The organism is Lactiplantibacillus daoliensis (assembly GCF_005405005.1).
GTDB lineage: Bacteria > Bacillota > Bacilli > Lactobacillales > Lactobacillaceae > Lactiplantibacillus > Lactiplantibacillus daoliensis.
Genome location: NZ_BJDH01000005.1, coordinates 21,222 through 44,899, shown reverse-complemented (window position 1 = coordinate 44,899; position 23,678 = coordinate 21,222). Strand labels below are relative to the sequence as shown.

At 42.2% G+C, this 23,678-nt stretch carries 25 protein-coding genes and 2 tRNA genes; 7 read left to right on the top strand and 20 right to left on the bottom strand.

Annotated features, from left to right (window positions below; translation table 11 throughout):
• Positions 1-50: 50 nt before the first annotated feature.
• Together FFM64_RS07400 and FFM64_RS07395 are read left to right on the top strand one after the other, a co-directional pair.
• Positions 51-1,064: a hypothetical protein gene (locus tag FFM64_RS07400; RefSeq protein WP_137607377.1), complete on the top strand. Its 1,014-nt coding sequence runs from the start codon at positions 51-53 to the stop codon at positions 1,062-1,064.
• Positions 1,065-1,211: 147 nt separating this feature from the next.
• The gene (locus FFM64_RS07395) at positions 1,212-1,643 is read left to right on the top strand and encodes a hypothetical protein (protein WP_223876926.1); all 432 of its coding nucleotides are present in this window, start codon (positions 1,212-1,214) and stop codon (positions 1,641-1,643) included.
• A gap of 257 nt (positions 1,644-1,900) precedes the next feature.
• Here FFM64_RS07395 and FFM64_RS07390 read toward each other — a convergent pair.
• Positions 1,901-1,984: transfer RNA gene (locus tag FFM64_RS07390), tRNA-Leu, on the bottom strand.
• A 161-nt stretch (positions 1,985-2,145) separates the two neighbouring features.
• Between FFM64_RS07390 and FFM64_RS07385 the strand changes: the two genes are divergently transcribed.
• Positions 2,146-2,218, top strand: a tRNA-His gene (locus tag FFM64_RS07385).
• A gap of 161 nt (positions 2,219-2,379) precedes the next feature.
• Here FFM64_RS07385 and FFM64_RS07380 read toward each other — a convergent pair.
• Positions 2,380-2,658 carry a hypothetical protein gene (locus FFM64_RS07380; RefSeq protein ID WP_137607375.1) on the bottom strand — a complete coding sequence of 93 codons (279 nt, stop codon included), beginning with the start codon at positions 2,656-2,658 and terminating at the stop codon, positions 2,380-2,382.
• A 220-nt stretch (positions 2,659-2,878) separates the two neighbouring features.
• Here FFM64_RS07380 and FFM64_RS07375 point away from each other — a divergent pair, with 220 nt between their 5' ends.
• The gene (locus tag FFM64_RS07375; RefSeq protein WP_137607374.1) at positions 2,879-3,355 is read left to right on the top strand and encodes a MarR family winged helix-turn-helix transcriptional regulator; all 477 of its coding nucleotides are present in this window, start codon (positions 2,879-2,881) and stop codon (positions 3,353-3,355) included.
• Between the two features lie 34 nt (positions 3,356-3,389).
• Here the strand turns inward: FFM64_RS07375 and FFM64_RS07370 are convergent, their stop codons facing one another.
• Positions 3,390-4,085: a CPBP family intramembrane glutamic endopeptidase gene (locus FFM64_RS07370; RefSeq protein ID WP_137607373.1), complete on the bottom strand. Its 696-nt coding sequence runs from the start codon at positions 4,083-4,085 to the stop codon at positions 3,390-3,392.
• A 151-nt stretch (positions 4,086-4,236) separates the two neighbouring features.
• On the opposite strand from FFM64_RS07370, the gene FFM64_RS07365 reads away from it, so the two are divergent.
• Positions 4,237-4,794 (top strand): hypothetical protein, encoded by a 558-nt coding sequence (locus FFM64_RS07365; protein ID WP_137607372.1) that lies wholly within the window; start codon positions 4,237-4,239, stop codon positions 4,792-4,794.
• Positions 4,795-5,160: 366 nt separating this feature from the next.
• Here the strand turns inward: FFM64_RS07365 and FFM64_RS07360 are convergent, their stop codons facing one another.
• The 10 genes from FFM64_RS07360 to FFM64_RS07315 all read right to left on the bottom strand — a co-directional run bounded on the left by FFM64_RS07360 (position 5,161) and on the right by FFM64_RS07315 (position 15,011).
• Complete coding sequence (locus tag FFM64_RS07360) at positions 5,161-5,529, bottom strand: hypothetical protein (RefSeq protein WP_137607371.1); 369 nt, start codon at positions 5,527-5,529, stop codon at positions 5,161-5,163.
• Positions 5,530-5,673: 144 nt separating this feature from the next.
• Positions 5,674-6,015 carry a hypothetical protein gene (locus tag FFM64_RS07355; protein ID WP_137607370.1) on the bottom strand — a complete coding sequence of 114 codons (342 nt, stop codon included), beginning with the start codon at positions 6,013-6,015 and terminating at the stop codon, positions 5,674-5,676.
• A gap of 164 nt (positions 6,016-6,179) precedes the next feature.
• Entirely contained in the window at positions 6,180-6,956 is a 777-nt protein-coding gene (locus FFM64_RS07350; RefSeq protein ID WP_223876925.1) for a LytR/AlgR family response regulator transcription factor, read from the bottom strand.
• Positions 6,953-8,341: a sensor histidine kinase gene (locus tag FFM64_RS07345; RefSeq protein WP_223876924.1), complete on the bottom strand. Its 1,389-nt coding sequence runs from the start codon at positions 8,339-8,341 to the stop codon at positions 6,953-6,955. Before FFM64_RS07345 ends, FFM64_RS07350 begins: the two co-directional genes overlap by 4 nt.
• A 112-nt stretch (positions 8,342-8,453) precedes the next feature.
• Positions 8,454-9,062: a hypothetical protein gene (locus FFM64_RS07340; protein WP_137607368.1), complete on the bottom strand. Its 609-nt coding sequence runs from the start codon at positions 9,060-9,062 to the stop codon at positions 8,454-8,456.
• Positions 9,063-9,199: 137 nt separating this feature from the next.
• Positions 9,200-10,021: a Cof-type HAD-IIB family hydrolase gene (locus FFM64_RS07335; protein ID WP_137607367.1), complete on the bottom strand. Its 822-nt coding sequence runs from the start codon at positions 10,019-10,021 to the stop codon at positions 9,200-9,202.
• A gap of 258 nt (positions 10,022-10,279) precedes the next feature.
• A complete protein-coding gene (locus FFM64_RS07330) occupies positions 10,280-11,323 on the bottom strand; it encodes a WxLIP family cell surface protein (RefSeq protein WP_137607366.1) in 1,044 nt (347 codons plus the stop codon).
• Between the two features lie 72 nt (positions 11,324-11,395).
• Positions 11,396-12,067, bottom strand: coding sequence for a WxL domain-containing protein (locus tag FFM64_RS07325; RefSeq protein WP_223876923.1), 672 nt, complete (start codon positions 12,065-12,067; stop codon positions 11,396-11,398).
• Positions 12,022-12,396 (bottom strand): EF2685/EF0750 family sortase-dependent surface protein, encoded by a 375-nt coding sequence (locus FFM64_RS07320; RefSeq protein WP_223876922.1) that lies wholly within the window; start codon positions 12,394-12,396, stop codon positions 12,022-12,024. Before FFM64_RS07320 ends, FFM64_RS07325 begins: the two co-directional genes overlap by 46 nt.
• A 131-nt stretch (positions 12,397-12,527) precedes the next feature.
• Positions 12,528-15,011: a BspA family leucine-rich repeat surface protein gene (locus tag FFM64_RS07315; protein WP_137607364.1), complete on the bottom strand. Its 2,484-nt coding sequence runs from the start codon at positions 15,009-15,011 to the stop codon at positions 12,528-12,530.
• A 351-nt stretch (positions 15,012-15,362) separates the two neighbouring features.
• Here FFM64_RS07315 and mscL point away from each other — a divergent pair, with 351 nt between their 5' ends.
• Both mscL and FFM64_RS07305 read left to right on the top strand, forming a co-directional pair.
• Complete coding sequence (gene mscL, locus FFM64_RS07310; protein ID WP_137607363.1) at positions 15,363-15,746, top strand: large-conductance mechanosensitive channel protein MscL; 384 nt, start codon at positions 15,363-15,365, stop codon at positions 15,744-15,746.
• 93 nt (positions 15,747-15,839) lie between these two features.
• A complete protein-coding gene (locus tag FFM64_RS07305; RefSeq protein WP_137607362.1) occupies positions 15,840-16,487 on the top strand; it encodes a deoxynucleoside kinase in 648 nt (215 codons plus the stop codon).
• 60 nt (positions 16,488-16,547) lie between these two features.
• Here FFM64_RS07305 and FFM64_RS07300 read toward each other — a convergent pair whose 3' ends face one another.
• The 7 genes from FFM64_RS07300 to pepV all read right to left on the bottom strand — a co-directional run bounded on the left by FFM64_RS07300 (position 16,548) and on the right by pepV (position 23,664).
• Positions 16,548-17,234, bottom strand: coding sequence for a glycerophosphodiester phosphodiesterase (locus FFM64_RS07300; RefSeq protein ID WP_137607361.1), 687 nt, complete (start codon positions 17,232-17,234; stop codon positions 16,548-16,550).
• A gap of 20 nt (positions 17,235-17,254) precedes the next feature.
• Complete coding sequence (locus FFM64_RS07295) at positions 17,255-18,613, bottom strand: ABC transporter substrate-binding protein (protein ID WP_137607360.1); 1,359 nt, start codon at positions 18,611-18,613, stop codon at positions 17,255-17,257.
• Positions 18,610-19,458: a carbohydrate ABC transporter permease gene (locus FFM64_RS07290; protein WP_137607359.1), complete on the bottom strand. Its 849-nt coding sequence runs from the start codon at positions 19,456-19,458 to the stop codon at positions 18,610-18,612. The genes FFM64_RS07295 and FFM64_RS07290 overlap by 4 nt, the downstream gene beginning before the upstream one ends.
• Positions 19,458-20,414, bottom strand: coding sequence for a carbohydrate ABC transporter permease (locus FFM64_RS07285; RefSeq protein ID WP_137607358.1), 957 nt, complete (start codon positions 20,412-20,414; stop codon positions 19,458-19,460). Before FFM64_RS07285 ends, FFM64_RS07290 begins: the two co-directional genes overlap by 1 nt.
• On the bottom strand, positions 20,389-21,498 hold the full coding sequence (locus FFM64_RS07280) for an ABC transporter ATP-binding protein (protein WP_137607357.1): 1,110 nt from the start codon (positions 21,496-21,498) through the stop codon (positions 20,389-20,391). Before FFM64_RS07280 ends, FFM64_RS07285 begins: the two co-directional genes overlap by 26 nt.
• A gap of 213 nt (positions 21,499-21,711) precedes the next feature.
• On the bottom strand, positions 21,712-22,218 hold the full coding sequence (locus FFM64_RS07275) for a universal stress protein (protein ID WP_137607356.1): 507 nt from the start codon (positions 22,216-22,218) through the stop codon (positions 21,712-21,714).
• 27 nt (positions 22,219-22,245) lie between these two features.
• A complete protein-coding gene (pepV, locus tag FFM64_RS07270) occupies positions 22,246-23,664 on the bottom strand; it encodes a dipeptidase PepV (RefSeq protein ID WP_137607355.1) in 1,419 nt (472 codons plus the stop codon).
• Positions 23,665-23,678 lie beyond the last annotated feature (14 nt).

Genomic DNA, 23,678 nt, shown 5'->3' with positions numbered 1-23,678 from the left:
AGTCCACTATAATGAAACCTAACTTGCACTTATTCTTGGAGTGAATACTTATGACAGCTTTAAAAATTCTCCTCGGCCTTGCCGTGGGATGCCTGATCCTTGGCATTATTCTAATCGCATTACTGGTCCATGTCCACCATTTAAAACAGTCTGCTAAGGAACAAGCAACTTTGCTTAAATCCATCCGAACACGCTTGGTCCGGCAGACTTTAGCGAATCAGAAACAAGATACGGCGTTGGCACAACTTAAGGACGAGAACGATGCCTACAAACAAAAATTACTAAAACCTGGTCCCAAGCCGGTCAGTGTCCCTCAAAATCGGCGAATTAACGCTAATTCTCGGGCAATTTTCCGGTCGTACGTCGTTGGTCTGGATTATTATCAGAAGGAATTTGAAGCGGCCTTGGCTGATGCCAGTCGTCGCGGTTATTTCAAACCATATGATGACTATAATGACTCCGGTCTTAAGGCGGACTATTTATATGACAAAAAATATCGTGTCGATGCAGATGCCAACATTGGTGAAGTACAGTTGGTCGAAGAAGTTGACGGTGCCAAGCGGTCTGTACGAGTTGAACTTAAAGTCGCTGAACACGGTTACGTCATCGGCTACCTGCCTAAGAAGCAAGTCAATGAAGCCTTCAATGTCATTGACATTTATGCTAACTCCGTCATGACCCTTTCTTCCAAAACCCATCTAACTGGTGGTCAATGGAAGATGGCGATTGATGCAGTGGACGAAATGCACTACCTCAATGATCCCAACGCGCATCATCGTAGCTTGCCAGATTATGGCTCCATTGATACACCATTGCAGATTAAGACCGGACAAAAATCTTACTTCTTACAATTTACGTTATATGAAATGGAAATCCCAGCTAACCAAATTCCACTTTATAGTTTAATTGATACAGTCAAAGGTCAACGTGGTTCGGTTGTGACTGTTGAAGCTGAACCAACAACTTATATTGTTGCAGTTGAAGCAGGCCCAGATGCCGGCAAACAAATTAGCGTTGTTCCAACCGAGATCGACCGAATTATTTGGGTTCCTAACTGGAAATAAACGAGGTCCTAATATGAAAAAGCTTTTATTAGCAATCCTCTTGGTCATTAGTATTTTTGTCATGGCTCATGTTGATCGTCAAATGATTCAGCGGAGTCCCTATCCAAGTTTGTCGCAAGTCCAGACCAAATGACTGGAGGAACTATAATGAAGAAGCCAGTCTTACTAGTCAGTGTTTTAGGGCTCGTCGGTTTGCTTGCTGGCTGTGCGGCACAAGCTCAACCGACCATCACGTCGCAAAAAGCAAACGAAATTGCCGCAGCCAATCGTCAAGCAACCGCGGCTGACCAAGCAAAGGCTAAAGATGCTAGTGCGAAAAAACGCACTGGCAAACAATATCAAGCCGATAATGATCATATTACAGGCGCCAACGCGGCAGCCTTAGCAGTTCAACAAGTCTTACAAAATCCGCAAGATCAACTGTTCCAAGCCCTACCAAGTATCAACACTGATGGTCAAGGCCATCATTATTATCAAGTTGACGCTTTTACTAAAGCAACCAATGGACAGCGCGGACACTTTTTACACAGTTATTTCGTCTATCCAGACGGCGCAATTACCACAAAACAAACTGATTAACAGCAAGCCAGCCAATTTGCTTTGAATTGACTGGCTTTTTATTTAATTCTAGTTGTGATTCAAAAACAGACAAGTCTTGCCGCTGGTTTATAAATCAGTCTGTAACCTCTATTTACCATGGCGTAAACTGTGTACCAAATATGCACCGAGTATTTAAAACGTAATGTTTTCTAGGACAAACAAAAAAATAGGACTCTCGCTAAATGGTGATTTAACGGGAGTCCTATTTTTAAAATTTCACGTAATGTGACCTTTTATGCCCCAGGCAGGATTCGAACCTGTACATTGTTGCCAATACAGCGACCTGAACGCTGCGCGTCTGCCAGTTCCGCCACTGGGGCAATGGTTTTTAACAACACAATTAATTATAGCGAAAGTCGGGTTAAAAATAAACCTTTTTCTATTTTTAGCAACTTATTTGCAGAAAATTCATCAGAATTGGGTTACAACACGACATTTTAGTGTATACTAGATTCTGTTGGTTATTTGAACAACCTTGCTGGCGGTATTGGCGAAGTGGTTAACGCACCGGATTGTGGCTCCGGCACGCGTGGGTTCGATTCCCACATACCGCCCTAAGTAGTCACTCGGATAAAAAAGTAATTGCGATGGGCAAAACCTCGGAATTACTTTTTTTATACTATCATCGCAACATTCCGATTGCACTCATCTTCAATGACAATTAATGCGCCAGCCAATCACCTACCCAGATTGACTGGCGCATTTTTATGATCAACTATTCCGCAAGTTTTACGATTGTCCCATAGCCAGTCACGATTAGATAACGTGGCGCCACACTCACTTGTGCGATTTCAGTATTGAAATTGACATAAATCAGACCATCGCCATCCTGCGCCTCAGCTTTGTCCATCAAATCTTGCTTGACCTTTTCAATCAAGCCATCAAACCGCTCAAATTGATCAATTTCATCCGATTGAAACATCAAGTGCTCGGTTGCTGATACGACCGATTTAATCATATGTGACCGTTGCAAATCACCAGTTGTTAAAAACATGTCTGTAACCCCCTGTTAACATTAATTTTACTTGAAAAGTGCCACAACCGCAATCTAATGAAGACCCAGTTAGTAAGTTTTTTTGACAACGCATTAACCGTATTAAATTAATACTCTTTTCAGATTAGTTTAATTATTTTATTGCCAGAAGCAATAAATATTGCAAACACCTAATTAATTGCGTACAATATACTAGAATAAGAAAAAGGAGGCTGGTTTAATGGCAACTCCAACCAAGAATATTTTACTGGACGATCAACTTTGTTTTGCCCTATATACGGCTAACAAGCGTTTTAACCATTTTTACGCTGAGGCATTAGCGCCATTTAAGCTTACCTATCCGCAGTACATTACGCTTTTAGCCCTTTGGGAAAACAGCCCAATGACCGTACGCGAATTAGGCTCACATGTTAATTTGGACAGTGGAACCTTAACACCGCTGCTCAAACGGATGCAGACGCAAGGCTGGGTCGAACGTAATCGTGATGAAACTGATGAACGCCAAGTGAATATTTCACTTTCACAAAAAGCAATCGACGCTAAAACGGACATCTTTAACCATGTTAATTCATGTATGGAATTACTTGGTATGGATCAAAAGACTTATGACAACGCCCGTGATACCGTCAATTTTGCTTCTGAGCGGATAAAAAATGCCGATCCTAAAAAGATTGACTACACTGGTACCGAAGTATAATTAAAATCACTCGCAAAAATTTGCGAGTGATTTTTTAATTTAATAGACTAATTAACATAATACTCATCGCACCGGCATTAATTAAAAAATGTAAAATAATTGAATCCTGTATTTTTCCAGAAAACCGATAGACCATTGCTAAAATCAGTCCCATTGTGACGTAAATCATAAAGCTTGGTAAAGTTGAGCTACTATGTAGACTCCCAAACACCAGACTACTTAAACCAATTTTTAACCATTCCTGTTTAAAGAATAAATTCGTTAATACCCCACGAAATACTAGCTCTTCCACGATTGGCGTCAAAAAAACTGCACTAATCGCCATCATCCACATGGCAACTGGGCTGCCGCTCATCAAACTTTTTATGGCCGCATTGTTCTGGGTCTGGCTCTGTTGATACATCAAATGATTGATCAGTTGAAAAAGCCCCTCACTCACCAAAATCGCCAGATAGCCACCAAAAACATAAGCAATATCTTGATGATGTAATTTTTTCAATTGAACTTCACCACTATAATGTCGATAGGCCATCCCCGCTGCAACAATTACAACAATAAAAATGGCGAAATAAACAATTACTAACGCAATTTGCCAACCAATAAAGTCCTCATTTTCATTCAGTTCATTCACAAGCCGTAACAACATAGGCGGCAAGACAATCCCGATGATTAAACCAATGAGTAATCCAACACGCCATAGCCAACTCAGCCCTCGATCAACAACTTGCATTCAATTTCACCCCTTTTGTTTAATTCTACCGCAGCCATTAACAAGTTACACGATTTCGCATATGTGAAATATAATCCAATTGTGGCTTATATTTAATTCTAATATCTGTATAATAATTATTGTGTACGGAATATTACTTGGAGGACTAACAATGAAAAAAGGATTAACCATCGCTACGACACTGCTTGCGTCATTGACACTTGCTGCTTGTGGAAATACCACTTCCAAATCCAGTAAAACCAACTCAAAATCAAGCGGTATCATCGCAGCTAAGAAGAAAAAAGCTCGCGCTGCATCTGAGAGTAAAATAAGGGCAAGTTCTAAGCAAAAAGCGAACTCTGAAAGTTTGGCGCACGCTAAATCGACAAGCACTGCTCAAGCAAATTCTGAAAGCGAGTCTGCTGCAAACAGTTCATCCAGTATGGCAGCAAACAAATCGAGTTCTGAGAGTAGCTCGGTAGTCGCCAGTTCATCTAGTGCCCAGTCATCGGAATCTGCTGCCACCAGTCCCACCACAGGCACTAACGGCGCGTCAATTTCAATGGATGAAAATACACTTACTGGATTCATTAACAAATATGGTATGTCCCCCGTTGCCTACAAGATACAGAACGGCATGTCCGAAAAAGATGCCCTTGAAAGTACACCCAACAATATGAAGTCTTCTGGAGAAATTCAATTAGGGTATGCCGAATACGGTATCAAATAATTTTATAAACAGTTTTCTACCAATCAATTTCATTAAAAAGCTGCTATAAGTAACCAAGCTAAGTCTTGGTTATCAATAGCAGCGTTTTATTTTTGAAAATTATTTGCCACAAATGGGTATAAAAAATGACTCTACCGCTTGTCGCAGTAGGGCCAAAGAGTTAGGTTTAAGTACAATATGGGGGATTGTACTTACTCGTTCATCCACTTTGGGGGAGTAAAATGAACAAGTGTATAATTATTAGGTACATGTATATACTATTATATAATTGTGAAGAAAGTGTGAAGATTATCAACAAAGTTATAAATTTTGTAATTAATTTTCAAAAAATTTCCTGCTATAAGGCGGTCTTTTTCAATATCAAACTCAGTTTGCGTAGCCGCCGAACCAGACTAACAAAATGTCAAAGATTAAAAATAACAAATTAAATTGCAATAACCACCAATTCATCAGTCCTTTTTCACGAACCATGCCATAGATTGACAGTCCTAAGCCAATCAGTGGGATCAGCCCACCTTGCAATAGCCGATACACCGGCAAATAAAACGCCTCGGTCACGACAGAACCCGAGAGTTGTCCCAGTAAGACAAAAAACAAAAAGACTCCGATATTCAACAACGAACATGCGAAGGCCGTTTCGGTAATCGTCCCCATTGATAACCGATAATGATAACGAAAACGTAAAATCCCGGTACCAATCAAACCAACGACTAATATCAAGCTAACGACTAACATGGTTTATTTTCACGACTCCTTTTTTAAAGTCAAATTAACCATACGCTATTTACGGCACGCCGCCTACCAATCACCCGCAAGCTTAAGCTTTTTTTAGCAAAAAAAGACCCGCAGCATGACTGCCGGATCTACCCCATCACTTTTCTAACGCTTTGACGCTACTGGTACTTTTAATGTTTTTGTTTTGAGTCCAGTGACTTGCACTAGCACCTTTGACTGATCCTTGACCACCATTTTTAAAGCAAAAAGACCATTTTGTTTATTTGAAATCACTTGACGAACGTTTTTGCCCGCCTTCGCCGTGACGATTACGCCATGCTTGGTACGACCGTTAATGGTAGCAGTCTGGTTAGCTGCGTCATAGGTCATGGTAGCGGTCACATGGTGGCGATAGCGGTGACTATCGCCTTGCAGACTATACTCCGAACCTAGAATTAATAAGCATCCAGCGAGGATCATCAATGTTAGCGACCAAAATTGCTTCATTAACGTCTCTCCCTCCTAATCAGTCCCCAAGACTAATCAAGTTGATGATTCTATCATAGTCGAGTTGATTTACTTACAGACAAAAAAGGTGCAAAGCCTAAAATAGCTTGCACCAACGTTAACTTAATTTATATCACTTATACGATTTTGTTACATAAGAGTCACTAATTTAATTTAACCGGCAGTTGCGACTGCTTAATCAGTGCCAATAAATCGTGCATCTTACGGATCGCAATATCAATTGTTTCACCATTTGCAAAATAGCCCAATTGATCTTGCTTATTCACTCGTACGAGCATCTTCGGGTTAACCAAAAAACTCTTATGCACCCGAAATAGTTCTGGATGCGCCACTGTTTCGTCACTAATTTTGCCATTGTACTGGACGATTCGATCCGTTAGATGTAACACCAACTTGTTCCGACTAGTCCCCGTTTCAATAAATAACACCTGTGCCAGTGGCAAATTAAATAATTGTCCACCCTTCGAATAGGAGAACATGGCCTTGTTGGCAACGCCCTGCTTGTTGTATCGCTCATAGGCAATGCGGATGTCTTTCTCAACTTTAGCTTTCACGGCTTCTTGACCAAGATCTTTCACGATAAAGTCTAACGGTTCGATCCGCCGTTCAAACGTTAAAAAGGCCATTTCGGCATGCGTCGATACAAAAACAATCTTAGCGTTCACATCTTGCTCCCGAATCTTACTGGCAAGTTCAAGGCCATTTAGCTGCTGCCCAGCATATTCAATATCTAAAAAGTATAGGCCTTCAGTATCCGTGTTGGCACTCACATAATCCAATAATGTCTGGGCAGTATCAGTCGCCAAGGCCAACGTCATGTCAAAGTCATTGATCATGATATGATTAGTAATTATTTTTTTTAAAGTTGCTAATTGTTCTGGATCATCTTCTACAACAAAGGTCTTTAACAAGCCCCTCACTCACTTTCAATACTGATGATGAATTCAAACCGGGTCGCGGTCCCTAACTCATAGGTCACATTTTCCAAAGGATCCAGTAATTCACGCACGGTCGCTAAGCCTTGACCATGACCCGCTCCCTTAGTCGTTCGCCCAGCAGTCAACAATTCTGCTGGACGACTAATTGGTGTCGCCAATGAGTTCGAGAAAATCAGTTCAACCATTTTAGGGTATTTTACAACGGCGACCGCAATTTGACCATCACTTTCACCAGTAACCGCCTCAATGGCGTTATCCAACAAGATTCCGCTTACCCTTGCCAGGGTGACCGGGTCAATGGCTAATTCGTCAACTGGTTCACTCGCTTCCAGTCGAACTTGAATTCCCGCTTGCCGCGCAACTGAAAACTTGTTTTGAATGATTGCTTTTAGCGAGCGATCTTTAAGCCGATCTAAATTATCAAAATGGCCAAAATCACGGGTCAAACTGGTTTTAGACTGATCCACAACTTCATCAAAATAATGCGTCAAGGCTGGATTATCGGCAGCATGCACGTATTCACCCAATGACAACAAAATATTTTGATAATCATGGCGAAATTTTCGTAAATTCTGATAACTACTCTCTAAATTACTGACATAAATATCGTACTGTTTTCGCTCCAACGATTGCCGGTGGGCTTGAACTCGCATAGTGTAACTATAAAATAAGTAAATGAATGTGCCACCATTGATCATGAGAATGGCTACCAAGATAATCATCAAGATTCCTAAGAAACCAGAACCAATGTTATAGTTATCCGCTGCAGTTGCCACTGCAAAGAACGCAATCGCCACGACCGCTAGCGCACTGACCACGACATTTAACAAAACCCCATCCGTAAACTGTCGCTGATGACGTTTGTATAAAATTTGAAAACTAATGGCCACCGCCAACATACAAGCCGTGACAACCGTCTCGCCAACCAGTTCAAACAGCCAACCACTCCACTGATTCACGTCTAGGTGTAACAAATGAAACGCCGTCTCAGTTGCAAAATTACCGAAAAAGCTGAAGAAAATATAGGCCAAGGTCGCCGTCAAACTAGTGACAATAAAATATTTTTTGTTGCGGACAAACCACAACAGACCCATATTCACAATAAACGTCGCAATATCCGAGTAATCGTCAAACCACATGTATAAACCAGTTAGAAACAGTGTCATGATTGCAACTGTCAAGTAGACGCGCCGTTGTCGTAACTCTCGATTAATTAAGATCTGTAACATAAACACCAGCATAACCGAATAACAGTGGTCAAATGCCGCAATGTACCAATACACATAAACGATGGTGCGCCCCTCCCCAGTATACCGATAGTTCAATACTCTTATTGTATCGAAATCAACGCCATTTGTATATTTCATCTGGAGAAACTTAATAAACTTAAGCCTTTCTTTGCTTAAATTGTGCAATTTTGGTCATATAAAAACGACAAGCGGGCTTAACCAACTTGGCGCACTCAAAATTCACGTTAACTTAATGAAAATCTCCTGGCATGTAGCTTTCAATCACAGCGGTAATATTAAACGTTTCAAAGCTATGGAAACTAGCCTCGTCAATCTCAGCATACCGGACAGCAATTTGTGGGCGCTTCGTTAGATCGAACGTATCCACATAGTTGAATTCCAAATATTTTTTATGCTCACTATGAATAAATCCAGTATAAGTATCGCCATGTTTCTTAATACGACCTGACAACTGAATCACTTGATCTTTCTTAAAAGCCAGCTTCAACATGGTCTTCAACAATGAATGCTTGTGCTCGGCTTCCTTCTTCAAAAACTTGGACACAAGTCGTTCCGTATTCCAAATGTCATAATACCCACGTTGTTGCGCCAAACTAATAATGGTCGTCATACTCTTCAAATAATCTGAAGCAGCGATCACTTTGGCTAAGGAAGCCTTCCGGAAGACCACCAATCCATCTAACTCACCGTCAACATTAATGGCTTCGACTAAGACAAACTTTTCGTCTTGTTGCATGACATAGCCGACACTAAACTGTTCGTTGGTTCCTTTTGCATAGATCTCAACGAGAGTCTTGTTCTTGATTGCCTTGGCTAAATCGTCTCGAATCGCACTCATTGCGCGTTCCCCCATTCACTGATATCCAGTGAGTCATCACTGGCGAAAAATGTCATATTACATTTTCAATACCTATCATACCACTTGTAAAAGGACCAATTCAAACGGAGAATACTAGCAATTAACGTAGCTGCTTTTTACAAAATAAACTTATTAATTATTTCAGCGATGGCATTGTGGTTATTGTCAGCCGTTGTGACATACTTCGCCACCGACTTCACACTGTCGATGCCGTTTGCCACACTCACTGGCAAGCCAACTGCGTGCAACATTGACAAGTCATTGCCGTTATCGCCAGCAGCAATGATTTCGTCAGGTGTAATGCCCAACAATTTACCAAGCTGAACTGAGGCGGTCCCTTTATTGACCCCAGCCCGATTAAATTCGACATACCGATCAGATGAGTATGTGACGGTTAAAGCCGTTGGATCAACCTTGGCTTCGACAGCCCGCCGCATTTGTTTTCTCGCGGCCATCGTTGGTAGCGCCATGATCACTTTCATAATCGCCATCTCTTTAAACTGCTCAAAGTTGGGTTCATCCAATACTTTGAATGAGACCCCCCGATTGGTCAAATAAGCGGAATCATCTGGTGTCGGATGATAAATATATAGCACATCCTGGGTGTAAATATGCGTTGCCGCTTGTGGTTCAGCTGCGCCAGTCTCGAAAACAGTTTTAGCCATCTCGTATGGCATCGCGTTGACGGCAATTGGTCGATTACCAGCATTTTCGATTATCAAACCACCATTATACGAAATTGAATACTGGCCAGCTTTGTCCCGTAGTTGCATTTTTTCTAAGTCATTTTGAAATGACGTATAGCTGCGGCCAGAATTAGGTACAAAGTAAACCCCTTTGGCTGTCGCGGCCTGAATCGCTGCGGCGTTCTTTTCAGATAAGCTGCCATCATCATTCATGAGTGTTTCGTCCAAATCACACACGATCATTTTGTACATTAAAAAAGTCCTCTCAATCCTTAGTCATACCTTCACTTTAGCGAACTCAGCTTATAAATGCAACCGCTTTTATGCTGGATCAGGTAGTCTATCGGACGGCTGACCATCAAGAATAGCCAATTTTTTTGCTGGCGACATCTGTTAACATGTTGCTAACCCAGATAACTGTCAAAAAAATATGATAAAACACAATAAAACCTCATTACCACACTTTGCTTTAGTGTGCGGTGATGAGGTTTCAGACAGGGATTAACTTTGTTACTCTTTGGCTTTAAGTTGTGCTTCTAACCGTTTAATTCTTTGTTGCTTACGGTGAATATACCAAGCAATTAACAACAATATGATGGTCAACAAACCAAGACCGATCCATAGCCACCAATTGATATGGTGTTCGATGACCGCAGTTTTGTTTAATTGATCAGCACGTGCCCGCGTTATTTCAAAGCCTTTCGTAAACGACCAGTGCTGTGCTTTAGATTTTACAGTCAACTTAGCCGTGTATTTTCCGGACTTGAGCGCATTTCGCCCAATCCGCAGTGGCAAGTCATAAATTGAGTTAGGCGCAATCTGCCCATGTTGCTTAACTTGTTGATAGCTCACTTTCTGACTACCACGGCGATAAATTTTAACCTCGGTTTCAACCTGATTTAGAAATGCCGCCGTTCGATTTTGTATAGCCAGACTAATTTGGTTATAACCGTTGTTTTGGGTCGCATCAATTTTTCCCAACGTCACCCGGTTCTTTGTAAGCTGACGATCACCATGCAAGACGACCGCAACTGAGTAGGCATATTGATTTTTGATCGCCATCGAGCTCTTACTCTCTTGTTTTGTTGCCTTTTTCAAGAAGCTCAACCCACCAACAACACTACCATCATACGCTTTCGCCGGCATTTTTATTTTAAATGATACCAGCTGACTAGTCCCTGGTGCCAAGGTCAGTTTGTCGGCGGTCGTCGTAATGATCTGACTAACCTTGACAGGTAAATCAATATTCTTGCCCACCGAGGTTCCCTGATATTCAACGACCCCATTCGGATTAGTCGTCGCCGGTGCAATACCAGTATGCACCGTGATTTCTTGCTTGCTAGTGTTAGTTACTTTAACCGTCAGATTGGTCGTTTGATCAGGCTTTAGCTTCAAATCATAATATGACACAGCCTTGTCTGATTGAAACTTTGACGGAACCGGTGCGACTTCGAATCCAACCGTATTAGCCGATCCGGTTCCTGCCCAACCAAGACTAGCCATTCCAATCAACAAGCCGACCCCCAACTGCCACCATCTTTTCGTTAACATCATTTCTCCTCCTAATCGTGACTCGGAAAATGACATTAACGCATGGTTCGTTCATGCTTTTCCGATCAGTATTTATTAACTGTTGGCTGGTGTGGCCTCAACACTCCAAGTTAAGGTCGTTGAGTAAATTCCTTCAGCTCGTGCTGTTTTCAACGGTACCGTTAATTGTGACCCCGAAATATTAGCCACATTGTTACCATTACCTTTGCCCACAGCTGCATCCATCAGAACGTGATCACTATTAACCTCACCCAAAGAAACATTCTTATTTACATTTGCATCCGCACCTGTAGTTGAGGCGTCAGTATCCAAAACTCCATTCAACGTCAAAATAGCGCCTGTTAATTCTTTATTGACCGTTGCTTTGTCATTTTTAAAAACGTCATTTTGCTTAACAGATAATTTCCAACCAGCACCGCTTCCCCGTAAATCTGATACGGTAATCGCTGCATCTTTATTGATATTAGCATAGCGGTAATCTTTGTCACCCGCCTTAGCGGCTTCAATCTTATTACTACCAAAATCCAAGCTGGCAGCTGTCAAGTCTGTGGCACCATTATCAATGGTGAGTCCACCTTGTAAAAACTCAATCTTTCCTTTTGATATTTGAGGTTTAGGGTTATCCGTATCCGCCGCACTTGCCGTTAATCCAGCTGTTGTAAATAATGTTGTTGCGCATAAAAGTCCTAGAAGAATTTTTTTCATCGTAATAAGCTCCTCTTTTTTAAGTAAGTAATTAATTGACAACTAATTAAAATCATCAGTAACCCAATTCCACCAATAAACGCACTCAACCACCACTGTTCATTTGTTTGTGGTAGCCAGCCCCATGTTGCCTGACGCTCAGGTTGTTTAACGTCCGATTTGGTAGGCATTGAACTACTAGCCTTTGACGCTTCGGTCACGTGAAACTGATTGTCACCACCGTGCTGATTTGATGATGATTCAGTTTTTCCTTCAAATTGAATCGCGGCTGGGCTGTCAGCCGTGCTAACTGCACTGGCGATTGGTGTCAACAGCCACCCCCACAAAAGCAGGGCACTAATACCAATGACAATGACTCTCCAATATTTCACCACCACCACTCCTTTTTCGGCCTGTTATTCGTCGTCGGCTCACAACAATTGACGAAACAGTTTGTAACCATGCACAACCTTTTGACAATAACTAATCGGTCTGAAAAATACGCACTTAACTAGTTACTTTTTCATTTGTTAGCAACGCCTTGATTAAGTGTCCAAGTTACTGTGGCTTTGTACGTGTCTGGTGACACACGATCAGTTGGGACGTTTAAACGCAATACACCCATTGCTGACGCTGGACCAAGTACATTAACCACCTCATGTGAAACAGTTTTTTGACCATTAACAATTGAAATGGCCACGTCTGGAATCAACGTAGACTCGTATTTTTGTTGATCTTGATAACTGAGTACGGCTACACCTGTTAATGAATGGGCAGACTTTTCCCCCACGAAACCACCCTTCACCAGTGTGGCGTTTAATGACCACGTCGAACCCAGCGGGCGATTATCCTTAACAACCAAGCCGGTATCATACTTGGCATCATAGGTCTCTGATTTTCCGGTAATTTTATTCTGACCAAAATCGATGGCCCGAGGCGCAGAAACAAAAACTAAGTTACCGGGTCTGTACACAAACTTAATGACGGCATCCTCATCTGTAAAAGTTCCTTGAACACCATTCGGATTTTCAGGCAAATAACCATCAATCTCAATTGGTTTTAGCTGATAATTATCACCAATCGTCCCCGCAATTTGGGTATCTGGGGCCAAAGATTTGTCAGCGGTATCTACATACTTCACCGTAATTGTCTTACCCTTCACCCATTCGAATTCACTAACAGGGTATTTGACATCATATTTAGTCATCAAATCAGTCGACGTATAAATTTTATTATCATTTAGCCTACGCCATTTTCCAACATAGGGCGCGTCACGACTAGGATCGGGCAATCCCCAGCTAGTACTATTAAAGAAATTAAACTTTTGGCCCAACCAAAGCTGTTTAGGTGGTAACTTGCCGCCAAACGCATTTTTGTAATTCTGCGCTTGATTAGTGTCCCAACCGCTTAAATCTAATTTTTCAAGATTAGTATTCTCAAAGACAGATTCAAAATTAGTCACCTTTGCAGTATTCCAATTAGCGATTGGTAATGTTTCAAATTGTGGATTCCCATAAAACAGAAACGACATATCCGTCACTTGGCTGGTATCCCAGCCACTAATCTGAAGATCAGTCACTTTACTAATTTCTCGGAAGGTGCCACCCATTCTCTTAACTTTTCCCGTCTGCCATTTAGCAACCGGCAACTCGTTAAGACTACTCATTCCAGCAAAAGCAAGTTCCATATTTTCGACGTTAACGGTATTCCAACCTGCTACTGGTAACGTCGCTAATCCGCTCACCCCCTTAAAAATAGCCCCCATATTGGTTACGTTCTGAGTCTTCCAAGTAGCCACAGGCAATGTTTTTAAACCAGTGCAATCCAAGAAAGCTGAATTCATATTGGTCACGTTACTAACATCCCAATTGCCAATCGGTAAAGTTACTAACTTGGGGGACTTTGCAAATACCCCCACCATTGTCCCAAGCCTACTTGTATTCCACTTATCAACTGGCAAGCTAGTTAGACTGGTAAGGCCTTTAAAAGCGTAATCTAAATTCTCAACCGACCTCGTATCCCAGCCAGCAACATCTAAAGTTTTCAAACCAATGTCATTAGCGAAAGTACTTTGCATTTTAGTGACATTGTGCGTATCCCATCTAGCAACATCTAATGAAACTAACGAAGAACAATTATAAAAGGTATAACTGAGAATCGTCACTTTACTCGTATTCCAGGTGCTAATAGGCAGTGACGTCAATGAACTTGCACCAGAGAACATGTAAGCGAGATTCGTTACACCCGAAGTATCCCATTGACTAATCCCAGCAATATTAGTTAACGCTGAACAGTTGTAGAACATGCCTTCAAAGCTCTGCACCTTGGAAAAGTTCGACTGTCCAAAATCAATTTGCTGCAACCGCTGATCTCCTTGAAAGAGATATTTCAAGCTAGTTACATTAGCAATATCCAGATTGGCTAGACCATCAACATTAGTTAAATTAACTAACCCCGCAAACAGATAGCCATAATCCGTTATGTTTCTAGTCGTAATACGACCTTCAATCTTGATTTTCAAAACTTGATCCGGACTAGCACCTTGAGCCGTCAATTCTTTTGCAATCCAACTTGCGGCTTTAATTGAAACTGGCACGTAAAACGACCCACCGCTCAAATGCAATGTGCCATCTGTATCCAGCGTCATCGTAACACTACCATTAACTATCTGTGTTGCACGTGTGGTCGCTCGCTGAGAAATTTGCTTGCTACCATCTTTTTCCAGAGCTGTACTTGCACGACTGGTACCAGTCAATTCCGAATCGGTATGGGTTCTCAATTTCCTGTCTACCTGAGAATCAGCTGATTGTTGTGATACTTGATGACTAGCACTGCTTTGAGACACTGACTGCCTATCAGTGAACACACTCATCGAGGTCGACTGATCAGCACGCTCTCGCACTTGCGGCACCGCCAAAATAGTCGTTGGTGGCTCTAAGTAACTGACCACACCAATGGTCAATGCTAGACTTAGGCAGCTCCGGGTCCACAATCGCCGGTACTGCATACATCTCACTCCTTTCAATCTAATAGTTGTTTCCAATCATCTTGTACATTAGATATTTTACATTATTTCATGTGCGTAATGAAGGAAAAAAAGCTTATAAATTTTATGCCTAGCGAGATATTAAATTACATTCAAATTAATATTAATAAGATTAATTTGAGGATGTTTTTCAAAGATAGCGACTACTCAGTTCACTTTTTTCATCACTGACAAGATGTTAAGGAAATGCGAAGTCCATTTTTGTTTACTGTGCAAACCAACTAAAATCCCAACCATCTAAGCAAAGCGGTTGAGGCAACTCCGCGTTTTCGCTATACTAATTAAGACAAAACTTGAAGGGAGTCACACACTATGATTGAAGAATTCAAAACTTTTATTGCCCGCGGAAACGTCATTGATTTGGCCGTTGGGGTCATTATTGGGTCCGCGTTCACTGCTATCGTCAAATCTCTGACCGATTATCTCATCAATCCACTAATCGGAATTTTTCTTGGCAAAATTGATCTTTCCAACTTAAAGTTTACGATTGGCGAAGCAACTTTTAAATATGGTGCCTTTCTCAACTCGGTGATCAATTTTTTCATTGTCGCCATCGTCGTCTTCTTCTTGGTCAAAATAATTAATCGCGTGATTCACACGGAGCTTGACGAAGAAGAAGTCGAAGAAACGCCGGACTTATCAGAACAATACTTGAGTGAGATTCGTGATTTGCTCAAAGAACAAGCTAAAAAATAACCCCAAGCAAAGTTTCTACCAAATGTCTATATGGTATTGAAACTTTTTTTGTTATACAATATGTTGTGCAATTTTCTATAAAGAGGGGCTATCATGGTGATAATAACAGCAGGAATGATTGGGGTCGGCAAAACCACGTTAACTGGTTTAATCGCCGACCACCTTGGTACAAAAGCATTTTACGAACCCGTTGGTGACAATCCAGTCTTGCCACTATATTACTCGGATCCAAAGAACTACGGTTTCCTACTACAAATTTATTTTTTAAATAAACGTTTTGGCATGATTAAACAAGCACTGGCTGACGATAATAACGTCCTCGACCGTTCGATTTATGAAGACGCGCTGTTCACCAAAGAAAACAACGCTGAAGGTAACATTTCAGACACTGAATTAAATGTCTATCTGCAATTATTAGATAACATGATGACTGAATTAACTGAATTGCCTAAGAAGGCACCAGATTTGATGGTTTACTCAGAAACTGACTTTGAAACTATTCTTTATCGGATCAAGAAGCGTGGTCGTGACTATGAACAATTCGACAATAACCCAGAATTGGAATCATACTACTACAAGATGTGGACCGCTTATCGCAAGTGGTTCGACGAATACGACGCCAGTCCTAAGATGAAGATCGATTTACAAAAATACAACTTAGAAAAGCCCGAGAATCGTGAAGCCGTTTTAGCACAAATTGATGCTGAATTAGGTAAGATTCGCAATCCAGCTAACGTCTAACAAAAATAGCACTGCCGTCACGGAAATCTCCGTTGACGACAGTGCTATTTTTTTGCAGTGCTAACTCACAGCGCGTACATCGCGAGCTAATTCAAAATCATTGGTGATGACTGCACTGACTTGCTTATTAAACAGTTGACGCATCTCATCAGGATCATCCACGGTCCAAACCCGTTCAGAAACATGTGGCATGGCTTGATAATGCTCCAGATGCAACCCTTCCAAATGTTCACTTGCACAGAAGCCTTCCGGGTCCCCAATCCGAGCGGAAGATAGAAAAGCGTACTTCTGCGTTGGATCTAACTTATAGCCCCGTTCCAAGCTGTGCAAATTAAACGAGGAAAATACCACCGGATAAACTAAATCGGCTTGATGAACTAACCGTAACACGATCCGTTCAATGCCTTGATAATAGTGTTTATCCGTTTTGAATTCCAGGTTCAAATGTACTGGCTCGCCACCCACCAATTCCAACAACTCAGTTAAGGCCGGAATAGGTTCCCCATTTGCTAATGAGAACTGGCGTAATTCGGCAAAAGTATATTCAGAGATCTTGCCTTTGCCATCCGTGGTGCGGTCAATTTTTTCGTCATGCATGATGACCGGAACATTATCCTTTGTCAAATGCACATCGAATTCCAAACCATCAATCTTTTGACCGACCGCATAGGCGAAACCAGCTAATGAATTTTCAGGAAACTTCACTGGCACACCCCGGTGACCATAAATTAACGATTTACTTGTCATTGTTTTTCAGCTCTTTTCGCTTATTTCGTCCAGCCATTGGCCAGGTTATTTGATTCTAACACTTTATTGTACGAATCTTCAGCAGCTTTTAAAGATTTGTAGACATCTTTGCCAGCATAAATTTGTTGCATGGCATTTTGAATCAATGAACGCGCCGCAACCACCCCGTCAACAAAGATCCCAGAGTTCGTGTAATTAGCTTTAGCACTCTTCAACTGATCACTCGGAACTTTGAGCATTGGCAGTTTTTCATAGGACTGCTTTAAGATTGGTTCATTGGCAGAGTCTTTGTTAATGGCCAAATAACCAGTTGCTTTTTCCCAACGGGCTTGGTTTTTAGGATTAATCAAAAACTTCGTGAATTCCCAGGCACCTTTTTGAACAGCTTCAGATTTATCATTTGAAATCCAAAGTGATGCCCCACCAACGGAGATCCCATTAGCCTTAACCCCGTCTGGACGTGGGTAATACGTCACGCCGAGATTCTTACCCAAACCTTTGGCTAACACACTCATATCCGCGGAAGTCTGCATATAAATCCCTAACTTGTTGGACAAGAAAACTGCCATTTCGTTTTTGTGTGACCCAAAGTTCATGAAGTCGCCGTATTTCACCCGATCTTGGACCCAAGTCATTGACTTGATGGCCGTTGGACCAGTGAAGTTCACCTTAGTCGAAATCCCAGTATGACCGTCATTCTTATTGGCAAATTCTTCATTGGCATTTGATAAGAACTGTTCAAATAACCATGAGTATGATTCAACACTGATCCCCTTTACCTTATGATTAGAACGATCATAAAGCTGCTTTGAAACACGCGTAATATCACTATAAGTTGGATTAACTGGTGGTGGCGTAATATTATACTTCTTCAATAGGCCAGCGTTATAGTAAAGTGTCGTTTGAGACGTATTGAATGGCATCGCTAATAGTGTATTATTCCGTGTCGCGACCCCTCTGGCAACTGAAGCAATCTTGCTGACGTCATAATTTTCTTTATCAATGAATTTCTGCATTGGGACGGTAAAACCACTGTGATACATTTGACTCGTGGAAATATCCATTGATTGGAAAATCGCTGGTGACGCATCAGTGCCATGGGTGTTCATAATCTTTTGAATGACGTCGTTGTAACCACCTTGGAATTGCGGCACGACTTCATACTTTGACTGTGACTTATTGAATTCATTAATAAAAGTCACTAATTTTTTCTGACCGGGACCTTTCATTTCATGCCAAAAGACCACGCGTGTTCGACCAGCAGCGGCATGCACTTGAGATCTCGAATAACCAAAGACTCCCAGTCCAATAATAAGAACGACCGCAGCCGCACTAAAAAGTTGCCAATAACGTTTGAATAACTGATTAAGTTTTTTCATTTGACGGATCCCTCATTTAAGCCTGATTTAAAGTAATGTTGGCCAATGTATAACACAATCAAAGTTGGCACGACCACGATTGCTGCACTGGCTTGGACCATACCCCAATCATTAAAGGTTTCTTCTGATTGTAATTGTCGTAACCCATCTTGCACTGGACGCAAGTGGTCACTAAAAGTGGTCAGCATTGGCCAGAGATATTGATTCCAAGCGCCTAAAAAGCTATAGGCGGCTAACGTACACAAACTAATCTTGGAATATGGCATAACCACTTTCCAATAGAACTGCCAATGTGATAAACCGTCAACATCCGCCGCCTCTTTCAAATCTCGCGGAATTTGTTTAAAGGTTTGCCGTAACATGAAAATCCCAAACGCCGAAGTCAAGAATGGAATCACCATGACTGAATAGTGATTCAATAAACCTAACATTTTAACAGTTGCAAAGTTTGGAATCACTTCTGCTTCAAATGGCAACATCATTGTTCCCAGTACCACGTAGAAGAAAAAGTCACGATACTTAAAATCTAGGAAAACAAAGGCATATGCGCCAAGTGAACAGAAGAATAAATGCGCCAACGTCACCAACGTGGCAATCACCAAACTATTTAGCAAATAGCGCAAAATCTTCGTTTGTGTGAAGGCTGTGACATAGTTATGCAGCGTTAACTGACCGCCACCCCAAAGTGTCCCTTTGGCGATATCCATGGAAGGTAAAAAGCTCGTCCAAATACCAAGTGCGAACGGAAAAATCACGATAAACGCTAAAATTCCTAACAATAGATATTTAAAGGTATTGCCAAGTAGGCGTTTCTTGGTTGCTTGTTTCATGATGGTATTTTCCATTAGTAATTCACCCGCTTTGCTAAAAGCTTAAATTGAACAAATGTAATAATTGCAATAATGATCGTTAAGAAAATGGCTTCCGTACTAGCTTGCGCGTAGTTACCATTCATAAACGCGTCTTTATAAACGCGATAAACCAGCAAATTAGTGGCGTTAGTTGGACCACCACCGGTCATCAAATCGATCAGCCCAAAGCTCTTGAAACCAGAGATTAACGTAATCACCGCCACAAAGAACATGGTTGGGGAGATCATTGGTAACGTAATGTGCCAGAACTGATAGCGTGATGAGGCACCAGAAACAGAGGCCGCATCGTACAAACTCTTAGGAACGGCTTGCAGCGCGCCAAAGAATAGCAAGAACGTAAACCCTAAATGCATCCAAACTGTCGTCGCAATCACCGCAGTCATCGCCCAACCCGGCGTCGTTAACCAAGCAATTGGGTGGAATCCAAAAGCCGTCACGACTTTATTTAAAATCCCGATTGAGGGGTTAAACATGAATAACCAGAAAACGGCTGAAACGGAAACGGAAACACCCATCGTTGCGGTGAAAATGTTACGGAAGAAACCAATTCCACGCAACTTTTGATTAGCCAATGCCGCTAGCAATAGGCCAAAAATAATCGTGAAGATAGAAACGCTAATCACGTACGTCCCGGTTGCTTTTAAGCTTGCAATGTAAGACGTGGATTTAAGTAAAATAGCATAATTTTTCAAGCCAACGAACACAGTTGGATTCCCGAAGGTGTCCGTTAAAAACAGGCTTAAATATAGAGTCCGTAACATTGGAAAGAAAACAAAGACTGTTAATAATAAGATGGATGGGCCTAAAAACAACCAGGCATAATACTTGTCGTTTTTCTTTAACTCAAAGCTTTTGACTTTCGCCGTAATTTCTTGATTGGCTTCTGGGCCCTTTGGTTGTTGCTTAGTTGACGGCAACGATTCGATCATCTTTAACCCCTCCTTGTTCCGCAATTAAGGCTTCATTTTCATCGAAGACAAAGGCTGGTCCAAGAGCAGTCACTGCCACTCGTTGGTCCAAATCAATATGCACTTGACCGTCTTTCACGATTCGAATTTCAACATCATTGTCCATCACCGCTTCAATAATGGTTTGATCACCAAGCGCTTCAACGTTAATCACCGTGGCATTACCTTCATTACCGTTCACCGGCTTGAGACCAAGTTGGTTTGGTCGAATACCGACTGTGTAAGTTCCGGTTGCAATTGGCGCATCCAGTTCAACTTGCAAGAATTCATCAACAATCAACTTGGTTGTCGCCGTCTGACCACTTGTCGTTGCCGTTAATAAGTTGATTTGTGGGGTACCAAAGAACTGAGCCACAAAATGGTTCGCAGGATGATTGTAGATCCCCAATGGCGAGTCAATTTGTTGCACATGTTGGTCGTGTAGGACCATCACGTGATCGGCCATGGTCATCGCTTCGGTCTGATCATGGGTCACATAAATCAAAGTTAGACCAAGCTTGCGTTGCAACTCACGAATTTCTGACCGCATCCGGACCCGCAATTGCGCATCCAAGTTAGAAAGCGGTTCGTCCATCAGACAAATCTTCGAATCACTGGCGATTGCCCGCGCTAAAGCAACCCGTTGGCGTTGACCACCAGAAAGTTCACGCGGTTTACGATCGCGATACTGCGTTAGATTAACCATTTTCAAGGCGTCATCAACCCGTTGCGTGATTTCTGCCGCTGCCATTTTTCGTGCTTTGAGGCCAAATGCCACGTTGTCTGCCACGCTTAAAAATGGATATAACGCGTAACTTTGGAAAACCATAGATAAGTTACGGTCCTTTGGTGGCACGTTATTCATGACCTGACCATTAATTTTTAAAATACCATCTGAAATAGGAATGATCCCCGCAACCATTCGTAACAATGTACTTTTCCCACAACCAGATGGGCCGACAATCACAAATAACTCGCCATCTTGAACTTCGGCATTAACCTCACTCAATACTGGCTTGTCGCTATGATCGTACGTCTTAGTGATGCCTTTTAATTCAATTCCCATGTCTGTCCTGCTCCCTTAAACAATTTATTAGTGATTTGAACGAATCAACCACTTTCTAAATCATGCCAGATGAACGTTTCAATCGTGTCGACTTGCTGTAAAGTTTATGTATGGCTTGCGTAAAAAAATGGCATTCGTTCCCGCTTACGATGACATCATAAAAGCCTGTTCGGCATTTGACTGTCGAACAGGCTTTGAAAACTAATTTTCAATTTAAAGTCGTCGGGTGGCCCGCGGCTCATTTTTAATGAACTGGTGTTGCTGATCCGTCCGGACGACCAAGACATCACAGGAGGCATTGCGCGTAACGTAGGACGCGTTGGACCCAATCAAGAAGCGTGAGACGGCATTTAGGCCAGTGGCGCCGAGAACGATTAAATCCGTGCCATACCGAGCCGGTAATGTCGTTGCTAAAAGGCTTTTAGAGTTTCCTGAATGTAAATGAACTTGTACATCCGCAACACCGGCAGTCACTGCCGCTTGGCGTGCTTGCACCAAGTTTGCCTTGAGCTTGCTAGTCAGTTCATCTAACACTTGCGGTGTTGCAGCCCCAAATCCCATCGGTCCTTGAGTGATGCCAATAAACTTTTCGGTATTAATGATCGTCACAATATCCAATGTGGCTTGCATTTCGCTAGCAATCGCAATCGCCTTAGCCAAGGCTAATTGTGACTGTGGTGACGTATCAACGCCAACCAGTACCTGCTGATAACCGGTCATGATCAACAACCTCCTTTTTCAAAAAAATCAGCCTTTTAAAAACGACTTATCAGTTGCGAGTACCGCAATCGATTCACCATAAATGGCCATTGCAGCCATTAAATCATCGATTGGTTGGAACTCATTTGCTTGATGCATCGTATCTTCCGTATGTGGGAACAGCGCACCAAATGCCACCCCACGTGCCATCATCCGGCCATAGGTGCCACCACCGACAATTTCTGGTTGTGAGTCTTTGTCCCCTGTTTGACGTCGGTAAACTGCCATCAAATCTTTGACAATTGGGTCACTTGGATCAACATAATGTGGCACCATAAAGTCACCTTGGCTGATAGTTGCCCCGGCTGGTAACTCTGTCGTTATTTTTTTTGTCAAATCTGCTGGTTCGATTCCCTTAGGATAACGGAAATTCAAGGTCAACGCACCACCATCTTGTTGATCAAAATGCAACAACCCAACATTCATCGTCAAGTCACCCATCACTTTATCCGTGAAAGCCAACCCGAGTTGCTCAACACGCGAATCATCATGTAATTTAGTGGCAATAAAGCCCAAGAAATCCTGGGCATCTGCTGCGAAGGTGTACTGGCTTAAGAATGAAGCCAGATAAGTCCCAGCATTAATGCCGTTGCGAGGTTCCATCCCATGGGCGGCTTTCCCAACAACTTCCAATTTCAAGCCCGAGTCGTCCTGCGTCGCCTTACCAGTAATTGGTTGGGCTGCGATGAAGGCTTCAAAATTAGTCACCACTTGATCATCCGCTGGCGTTTTAATCACCGCAACCGCTTCTCGTGGCACCATGTTCTCCCGTAAACCAGAGTCAAAAGTCTTCAACTCAAATGACCCTTTCGCTTGGTTACCAAAGCGGACTTGCAAACTCACATTGCCTTTTTCACCATTAATTAGTGGAAATTCAGCATCTGGTGAAAAACCCAGAGTTGGTGCTGGTTCAACTTCGAAGTACCGTTTCATCCCGGTCCAATTGCTTTCTTCGTCAGTCCCAACGATAAAGCGAACCTCCTTATTCAACTTCAAGCCAAGTTCCTTGACCATTTTCAAACCGTAATAGGCTGCCATTCCAGGTCCCTTGTCATCGGAGGCACCACGCGCGTACAATTTGCCATCCTTAATCGTCGGTTCGAATGGATCCGTATCCCAACCGTTACCCGCGGGCATTTCATCTACATGAGCTAGCACGGCTAAGGTTTCATCGCCTTCACCATATTCCGCGTAACCGACCAAGTTATCAATATTCTTAGTCTTGAAACCATCTCGTTCAGCAATCGCTAAGAAGGTCGTCAAAGCCTGTTTGGGGCCGGGTCCTAACGGTGCATCCGTCGTTGCTTGACTATCATCTCGGAAACTTGGTACGCGTAACATCGTGGTTAAATCTGCTAAATAATCTGCCTGGTGTTTTGCAGCTTCAGCTTGCCAATCAATTGTCATGTGTGATTCCTCCC